At 61.6% G+C, this 8,124-nt stretch carries 8 protein-coding genes; 5 read left to right on the top strand and 3 right to left on the bottom strand.

The genetic code is table 11. The features are described from left to right. Nucleotides 1-1,361 (top strand): DNA cytosine methyltransferase (locus DK459_RS01655; protein ID WP_110134422.1); only part of this gene is annotated, 1,361 nt, incomplete at its 5' end. Next, complete coding sequence (locus DK459_RS01650) at nucleotides 1,354-1,638, top strand: hypothetical protein (RefSeq protein WP_218911498.1); 285 nt, start codon at nucleotides 1,354-1,356, stop codon at nucleotides 1,636-1,638. The genes DK459_RS01655 and DK459_RS01650, both read left to right, overlap by 8 nt. Here DK459_RS01650 and DK459_RS01645 read toward each other — a convergent pair. Continuing rightward, nucleotides 1,635-2,663, bottom strand: a complete 1,029-nt coding sequence (locus tag DK459_RS01645) for a site-specific integrase (RefSeq protein WP_006390766.1) — start codon at nucleotides 2,661-2,663, stop codon at nucleotides 1,635-1,637. The genes DK459_RS01650 and DK459_RS01645 overlap by 4 nt on opposite strands. A 1,174-nt stretch (nucleotides 2,664-3,837) precedes the next feature. On the opposite strand from DK459_RS01645, the gene DK459_RS30310 reads away from it, so the two are divergent. The 3 genes from DK459_RS30310 to DK459_RS01635 all read left to right on the top strand — a co-directional run bounded on the left by DK459_RS30310 (nucleotide 3,838) and on the right by DK459_RS01635 (nucleotide 5,259). After that, nucleotides 3,838-4,398, top strand: a complete 561-nt coding sequence (locus tag DK459_RS30310) for a hypothetical protein (protein ID WP_146221872.1) — start codon at nucleotides 3,838-3,840, stop codon at nucleotides 4,396-4,398. Beyond that, on the top strand, nucleotides 4,391-4,762 hold the full coding sequence (locus tag DK459_RS30305) for a hypothetical protein (protein ID WP_146221871.1): 372 nt from the start codon (nucleotides 4,391-4,393) through the stop codon (nucleotides 4,760-4,762). Before DK459_RS30310 ends, DK459_RS30305 begins: the two co-directional genes overlap by 8 nt. Nucleotides 4,763-4,971: 209 nt before the next feature. Continuing rightward, nucleotides 4,972-5,259, top strand: a complete 288-nt coding sequence (locus tag DK459_RS01635; RefSeq protein WP_146221870.1) for a hypothetical protein — start codon at nucleotides 4,972-4,974, stop codon at nucleotides 5,257-5,259. Between the two features lie 81 nt (nucleotides 5,260-5,340). On the opposite strand, the gene DK459_RS01630 is transcribed toward DK459_RS01635, so the two are convergent. Together DK459_RS01630 and DK459_RS01625 are read right to left on the bottom strand one after the other, a co-directional pair. Beyond that, nucleotides 5,341-6,366: a phage portal protein gene (locus DK459_RS01630; protein WP_110134419.1), complete on the bottom strand. Its 1,026-nt coding sequence runs from the start codon at nucleotides 6,364-6,366 to the stop codon at nucleotides 5,341-5,343. Continuing rightward, entirely contained in the window at nucleotides 6,363-8,117 is a 1,755-nt protein-coding gene (locus DK459_RS01625; protein WP_006390733.1) for a terminase ATPase subunit family protein, read from the bottom strand. The genes DK459_RS01630 and DK459_RS01625 overlap by 4 nt, the downstream gene beginning before the upstream one ends. Nucleotides 8,118-8,124: the final 7 nt, after the last annotated feature.

Below are 8,124 nucleotides of genomic sequence, written 5' to 3'. Positions count from 1 at the left end.
TGCCGCGCATCGCCACACGCGGGCGCCACTTCCTCGATCAGATCGTCCAGCTGCTGCGTCACTACGGCTATGTGGTGCGCGAAACCGCGCACGACTGCGGCGAGCTGGGCGGCCTGGCCCAAAGCCGCAAGCGCTTTTTGCTGATCGCCCGCCACGCCGAGAAAGTGCCGGCGTTCATCTACGAGCCGCCCAAGCGCCCGCTGCGCGCCGTGGGCGAAATCCTGGGCCGTATGCACCTGCCAGGCGACCTGCGCGCCGGCCCTATGCACCGCATCCCGAACCTGAGCTGGAAAACCTGGGTGCGGCTCGCGTTCGTCCAAGCCGGTGGCGACTGGCGCAGCCTGAACCGCCTGGCCGTGCAGGACGGCTACCTGCAGGACTACCTGTTGGTGCCGGAAATGCATCGCGGCGCCCTGGGCGTGCATTCGATGCAGGATAGCGCCGGCGTCATCGCCGGCCGGAGCTATCCGCTGAATGGTGCCTTCTCGGTGGCTGATCCGCGCTTCGATCCGTCGGCGGCGTGGAAGGACGGCCAGGCCTACGGCGTGCGCCGCTGGGAGGCGTCTACCGGCGCAATTGCGGGCCAGCAGGGGCCGGGACAAGGCGCATACAGCGTAGCGGACCCGCGCCACCACGGCCCCGCCAAGCACAGCAACGAATTCCGGATCGTGCGCTACGAAGACACGGCGCGCGCCGTCACGGGCGCGCACGGAACAGGGCAATGCGTCGCAGACCCGCGCACGGGTTGGCATCGGCACAGCAACAACCTCAAAGTTGTGGATTGGCAGCGGGCAGCGGGTGCGGTTATCGCCGGCGGTAAGGGCGTGCAGGGCGGATGGATGTCCATCGCTGACCCACGCCCGGGACTGGCCCGCGAGCGGGGCGATCACTACCTGACTGCCGGACACTATGGCGTAGCAGCATGGGATAAGCACGTCGGCGCGGTGTCAGCGTCGGCCTGCCATGACAATGGCTCATGGTCGGTGGCTGATCCGCGGGCGCTGCCTGCGGCCAACGACAAACTGGTATGCCGCATCATCTCCGAGGACGGCACCTGGCACCGCCCGTTTACGACGCTTGAGCTGGCGGCCCTGCAGAGCATCTACGACCCCGACGACTACGCCGAGGCCGAGGCCAACGGCGAGCCCTTCCAGATGGACGGCACGTCCGACAGCGCACACCGCGAGCGCATCGGCAACGCCGTACCCAGGAAGGCGGCCAAGGCCATGGCCGAGGAAATCGGCCGCGCCATCCTGCTGTCTCGGACGGGCGAAACGTTCCAGCTGTCGGCCGCGCCCATATGGGTCCGTCCAATCATCACGGCCCTGGCCGTGCGCGGTGGAGAACAGGACCATGGTTGAACGGATACGCGAAACTGGGCATACATCGGCCGCGCCGGCCGCCACCGCGTCAACCGCCATCATCTTGTACATGCGCTACGGCCGTATGCGCCTGACCATGAGCGAGTTGGCCGCCGAGCTGGGCATCAAGGAAGGTTCGTTGCGCAACCTCATCTCGGATGACAAGTGCGCGGTGGCCACCTACACCGAGGGACGCAATCGGTACGCCGATGTGCGGGCTGTCGGTGAATACCTCGATCAGCGTTACCGTGAGGCCTCGCTGATCAGCGAGCGTTAGGCGACGCGCTTCGGCATCGGCAGGACTTTGTTATGGAGTCCTGCCGGATCGATCTGGGTGTACCGCTTAAGCTGGCGCCAGTCCTTATGGCCGGAGACCGCCGCCACTTCCGGTATCTGCCAGCCGGCCTCAAATAGACTGCTTACCGCTTCATGACGCATGTCGTGGAAATGCAGGTCTTTGATTTCCAGCGTCACACACGTCCGAGTAAATAGCTGGCTCACCGTCGCGGCACGGTACGGGAATATCCGGCCATCCGGCGTGTCGCGCGGCTGTCGTTCGATGGCCGCCCAAGCCTCGCCCAGCAGCGGTATGGGCTGATCGTTCCCGACCTTCTGTTTCGGGTGCTTGCGGTCTCGCACGATGATCAGCTTTCGGACATCGTCCAAATCCGCCCAACGGATGCGGAAAATCTCACCCTGGCGCAGCCCCGTATTGATAGCCACCGTCAGCACATCCACCATATAGGGGAAGTGCTCGGCGAAGTATGCATAGAGCTGTTCCAGCTCCTTGGCCGTGGGCCGGCGGTCGCGCTTGTTGCCTGGGCCTATCAGTCCAAAATGGTGCAGGGTCGGTCGGGCGTCTCCCACCGGGTCGCCGATGCGCAGGTTGAGAATGCTCTTGGTGTGCCGGATCGCGGTCCCGAGCTTGGACATGTGCATGTTGACCGTGTACGGCCCGGCGCCGGCGCGCTGGCGGCGCTGGCACCAGGTCACCAGGTGCGAGGTGGCCAGCTTCTCAAGTTTCACCTGCCCCAGCCCGTCGTCCTCGGCCGCGAGGTGCTGGAGCATGTAGTCCTCATTGGACTTGGGCTTGATCGGGCGGCCCGATTCGGCGCGCAGCTCGCGGTACTTCTCTATCAGCTTGGCTACCGTCATGGAGGCGGTTTCGGCCGAGCTTCCCTCGATCTCCAAGGCCCAGCGCTGGGCCTCGATTTTGGTCTCAAACGTCCTGCTGATAGACTTGCGTCCTGCCTTGCGTACCTGGGCGCGCCACTTGGCGCCGATCTTGACTATCGCGGCCATCTCGTCTTTTCCTGTTGTAGTAGTTCTGTAGTAGCGGGATATTAGATCAGGTGAGAAACGATGATGAAGAGTGATAAACTCCCGCCAAGACAAAGCCCTTTAATATCAAGGCACTACCATAAAATCCTCATGCATTCATGGGGTTGCGGAATCCCCGCAGTTTTGCCCGTCTCGCCGTAGTTAACGGCGAACCCTACAGCCCGGAAACCCGCATAAACATTGGGTTTCGCCAATGTGCTGTAGTAGTTTTGTAGCAGTAGCTTCGGCCGGCCTCCCCCGTTTTTTCCCTATCCTCCGTAGCTCGGTACGCCCGCGTCATAACCATCGTCCCGTTTGCTACATGCGGGCAAGCATGCCGGCCACCGCTGCAGCCTGCTGGCCTCGATCACCTCGACCTGCAGCACCGGCACCTGGCCGCGCGCCGCCGGCGCCCGCCGCGAGCTGCTGGCCACGTCCACCACCGCCTGCAGCGCAGCACCTGGCCAGCACGTCGCCGGTGGCCGCGAGCTGTACTGGCCACCTTCACCACCACCTGCAGCGCCGGCATCTGGTCAGCGCGCCGCCGCGGCCGCCGCGAGCTGCTGGCCACCTCCGCCACCACCTGCAGCGCCAGCACCTGGCCGGCGCGTCGGCCGGCGCCGGAACGCGATCGAGGATCCAGTGCGACGACGACGAGCGCACCGGGCGCCGACGTGACAGAGCTCCTTTTCAATATTTCGGGAAGGGCTGGGAAAAACCTAACCTTCCTAACCGACCTTAGCGAATCGGCCGGAGCGCCTTTATTCATGCGGGTTTCCGGCGTTTCGGAAAACCTAACCTTTTCCTAACCAAAGCCTAACCCGGTTAGGTTTCTATACCCTAACCTTATAGAAAATAGATATTCATATAAATCAAAGACTTACGACGAGGTTAGGTTTCAGGTTAGGTCAGGTTAGGTTTTGAACCTAACCACAATTACCTATAAAAATCAGTACCTTACACATCAATTTCTGGCCCGGTTAGGAAGGTTAGGTTTTTCCCAGCCCCTCCCCGAATATGCGTAAGGATTGTGCAAAAGGGCTTGAGGATGGCGCACCTACCGCTAACCATCGGCTATCGTTGCACCCTCGGGCTACCATCGGCAGAATGAGCAACAACGATCCGATCAGCGACCACTGACAACAAGAGCATGCGCATGGCCGCTTTTATAGAATTTGTCTGGGATGTTGGGAAACGTGGCTGGAAGTGGGCCACATTTCCAACAGCGACTGTCTTCGCAGCACTTACCTACTTCGACACGCTGCAAGGAACCACGCCCCTCACCAAGACGCTAACCGGCGTAGGCGTTGTGCTGCTCGGCGCCCTCTGCGGCGTCTTGCGAGGCGCCTATTTACGCGAGGCAGCCATCAGAGCAGATATCGCCGCGATATCCGATTCGCCGCCTCTCACAGTTCGTCTAGTCAAGCAAGGCGATGTCTATTATGAAGGGCGAATGATCATCATATTGGACAAGGCCCCGTGGCTGGAAAGAGGACTACTTCTTTCATTAACGAACGAGGTGGACAGCATTACACCGGTGGCCCTGTTATACGTAGAGACCTTTACGAGCGACGACTACCCTCAGTGCATTGTTTGGCGCGGCTATCAATCCGCGGAGGACCTGTGGGGCTTCTTGCGCGATCAGTCCCGCTGGAAGAGCTTGCAAGCTAGGCGCAACGTTCGAATAGAGCATTTGGAGAATGCAAACCATGACTAACGATGTAAACCGCAACGCTCTCGCCGCCGCACTGAAGCTATCCGGCGGCAGGGTTGTCAAAGTTAGTTCCCCGACAGAACTGGTTATCAATCTGGGGGAACAAGCAGGGCTACGCCACGGTCAAGAGGTATTGATCTATGCGATTGGCGAAGAGCTATTTGACCCGGTGACTAACGAGTCCTTAGGCCAGCTAGAACTGGTTAAAGGACGGGGCCGGGTGACGCACCTACAACCTCGCCTTGCGACTGTTGAAAACACAGAGACATACAAACGTGATCAGTTTGGCCTGTTTGGCCGTGGCCAGGAGGTGGCGACCGCCCCGTTCCGCAACCCTAGCGTCGGTGACCTGGTGCGCATTCTCTAAAGTGCGTCGTAGGTGCGTCGTTCTGCATCGCCTGCCAAGCCCCGCCAGCGGCCCGTAGAGGCGCGCAAACGCTGGCAGCAAGGGGTGACGCAGGGGTGAGTCTTTTTTCATAGATTTAGCGGGCAGGCGTGGAGGGGGGAAGACTGCGCGCCAGAGGTGGTGACGGGTCGATCTACTGTATATTTGTACAGTACTATGAGGTGCCCATCATGACCCTGCTCGACCGTCCCCCACCTACGCCCATGTCTGCGGCGCGCATACGCGAGCTGTACGCCCGCAACCCCACCACCGAGACCTGCGCCTTGGCCTGGGAAATCTGGCGCCTGCAGCGCGTTCTGATCGCGTTGGAAGCCGGTATGCGAAACGCGGCAAGCCTGCGCCATCGCCAGGATGTGATTGACCAGGTCACCGGCCTGCTGGAATACATCCAGCGCGAACCCTGTCTGACCGAGCCGCTGGCAGTCAAACAGGGGCGCAAGCGCGGCGAGCGTCGGTGAGGGCCAGGCCTGCAGACCACCGCGCGGCGCAGACGAAAAAAGCCCCGCTAGTGCGGGGCTGACGCCTGTGGTTCGGGCGCGCTACTCGTCGCCTTCTCCGGGGATCATGTAGGGCTTGAAGCGCACAACCTCATCGCCCAACCAGTCATTGATTTCCAGGAACTTGGCCTGCAGCGGCTCAAGCTCGTTACGCGCGAACACCTTCGCCGCCGATATCGGCGTGCCGAAGCCGCCCGAGTTCGTCGGCACCAGGCCCATGAGCTGCGGCGGCACCCGGTGCGCGGCGAGCACGTCATCGCGCGACACGTTCTTGATGTTGAAAAAGTCATCGCGCGCGGCCACCTCGCTAACCGGGATGATCTGCATGCCGTCTTTCTTGCCGCCGGGCGCATAGACAAAGAGGTTGCGGAAGTTGCCCGGCCCTTTCGAGTTCTTCATCGCCTCGCGGATGTCATCGACATAGCCACCGTCCGGCAGGGTGTCCGTCACGTACATGATGAATCCCGCATGACTGCCGTTGTGGTAGTACTTGCGCCGGAACAGCGTCGCGGACTCGTTCAACCATGCGGCATTGAGCGCGGCCAGGTACTCGGGCAGGCCATAGATTTCCTGGTTGATATCCGGCTGCATCAACTGGCACACCGTGCCGGCGCGGAATTCATACTCCTGGCCGGAGCTGGGCAGAAAGAAGAAGCGGCCAGGCTCAACGCCGCGCCGCGTGTACTTCGCAAGCGCGTGCTTCATCATGATCAGCTTGCCCGTCATGCTGTCCAGCCGCTCCGCGTAGGTGTTGCCGAAGGTCAGAAAATCGATGGCCATTTTCAGGCAGGTATCACGGCCAAATGCAGGATGCGGCAGCAGCGTGGAGGCCAGGATATTGGCCTTGAAGTAGATAGCCGAACTATGGTGCGGGCTGGCCCGGAACGTCTTGGACAGGCCGCCGAAATTGATCGGCGGCTCGTACCAGCGCCCATTGCGCCAGCACTCCAGATAGTCCAGTATCTCGCGCCGATCAAGCACCGGCACCGGGTCACCGAAGGTGAAGGCCTCGACCTTTTCAGGCATGGGCGCCGGCGCAGCGCTGGCCGCCTTGCTTTTCCGTTTCATCCGTAAATCTCCATGAAGCTTTTTCCGACGCCTGCGGCGCCTTCCAGGGGTTCCCAATCCAGCGCATGCATCAGCGCCCAGGCCAGGTCAGCGTGCCCGGTCTCGCTGGCCCGGCCGGCATCGTATGTGACACTGCGACCGCTGGCGGTGGTGGTCTTGCGAATTGCCATGAGCGACTGCGCCAGGTCGGTGGCGCCGGCGTCGAACTCCAGACGTTTGTTGCGGATCACATCCCCGGCCTTGAGCACCAGACGGCCTTTGACCTCGGGCGAATAGCTGTAGGATCGAACGCCGGGAAAGAACTGCTTGACCAGCTGGAACACGCCTTGCCCCATGCCGGTGGCGTCGATACCGATGTAGGCAACAGCGTACCGCTTCGTGATTTCCTCGATCTTCTTGGCCTGGGCTGCGAAGTCCATCCCCTTGAACTGGTGATACTCCAGCACGCGGAACTTGCCGCCGGGGGTGCGCGGCGCGGCCAACACAACACAACCGGCGGAATCTCCCGACAGAGACGGGTCATAGCCCACCAGCACCGGCCAGTGTCCGTAGGGCCGAAGCAGAAACTTCTGCACATCGACCCACTCGACCATGGAATCCACCATGCAGCCCTGCAGCACCGATAGCGGGAAGATGGATGCGGTGTCATCGATGAACCCGCACATCAGCAGGTTTTCGAACTGATCGGGGCTGTACTCAAGCCGCAGCTCATCAATGTCGAACAGGTTGCAGCCGCCAGCCTCGGCGTCCAGGATGGTGACGATCTGCCGCCAAATGCGGTCATCACACTGGTGGCCATTCTTCAAGATCGAGTGCGCCAGCTCAATGGCCACTTGATCGCGCTTGGCGCGGCGCTTGTTGAACACGTCGCCAGTCCAAAGTGGATAGGCTTCGTGGGCCATGCTGGACGGGGTGGAAAAATAGGTCTTGCGCCAATGCTTATGCAGCGCCATGCCGCTGGCCACCTTGTTCAGCTCCGCGAACTTCGGCACCCAGAAGAACTCATCGAAGTAGAAATTGCCGTGGTAGCTCTGCGCCGTGCGTGCGTTCGTGCCGAGAAAGTACAGGTGCGCGCCGTTCGGCAAGACGATGGGATCGCCCTTGAGATCGACGTCCGCGGCCTCTCGCGCGAATTGAATGATGTACTGCTTGAAGACGTGCGCCTGCGCCTTCGAGGCGGACAGGAAGATTTGATTTCGGCCCGTCCTGATCGCATCGTCCAGCGCCTCCCGCGCGAAGTACCAGGTTGCCCCAATCTGCCGCGACTTGAGGATCATCCGGGTGCGCTGATCGCCATTTCGCAGCCAGACCTTCTGATAGTCGAACAGGGAATCACGGAACGCCTGTGACAGCTTTTGCGCCTGCTCGTCGCTGATCGCATTGCGCTCGGGCTTGCGCTTCGGCCCTGCATTGCGCCGGTCAAGCGCGGGATTCAGCGTGGAATCGCGCCCGTCCTCATCGAACTTGCGCACGCGCGCGGTGCGCTCAAGCTGACGACCCAGCAGGTCGATTTCTTTGAAGTCGCGCCCGTCCTTCTCGGTCTTGGCGATGAGCGTGCATAGGCGGGCATCAAGTGCGGTCTCTACGCGCTCGACGGGCGAAGCCTTGTCCCAGCCGTCGCGCGTTTTCCAACTGTGCACCGTGGTGCGCTTTTCGCTCAGGTGGCGGGCAATGGACGATATGCGCCAGCCCTGCCAGTACAGGTCACGAGCGACGCGGCGCGGGTCGATATGGTCGGTGGATTGCAACATGCCGCCA

Source organism: Achromobacter sp. RW408 (assembly GCF_003184165.1).
Lineage (GTDB): Bacteria > Pseudomonadota > Gammaproteobacteria > Burkholderiales > Burkholderiaceae_B > Achromobacter > Achromobacter xylosoxidans.
Note: the sequence above shows the minus strand (reverse complement) of the source record. Positions and strands in the feature narration are given on the sequence as shown.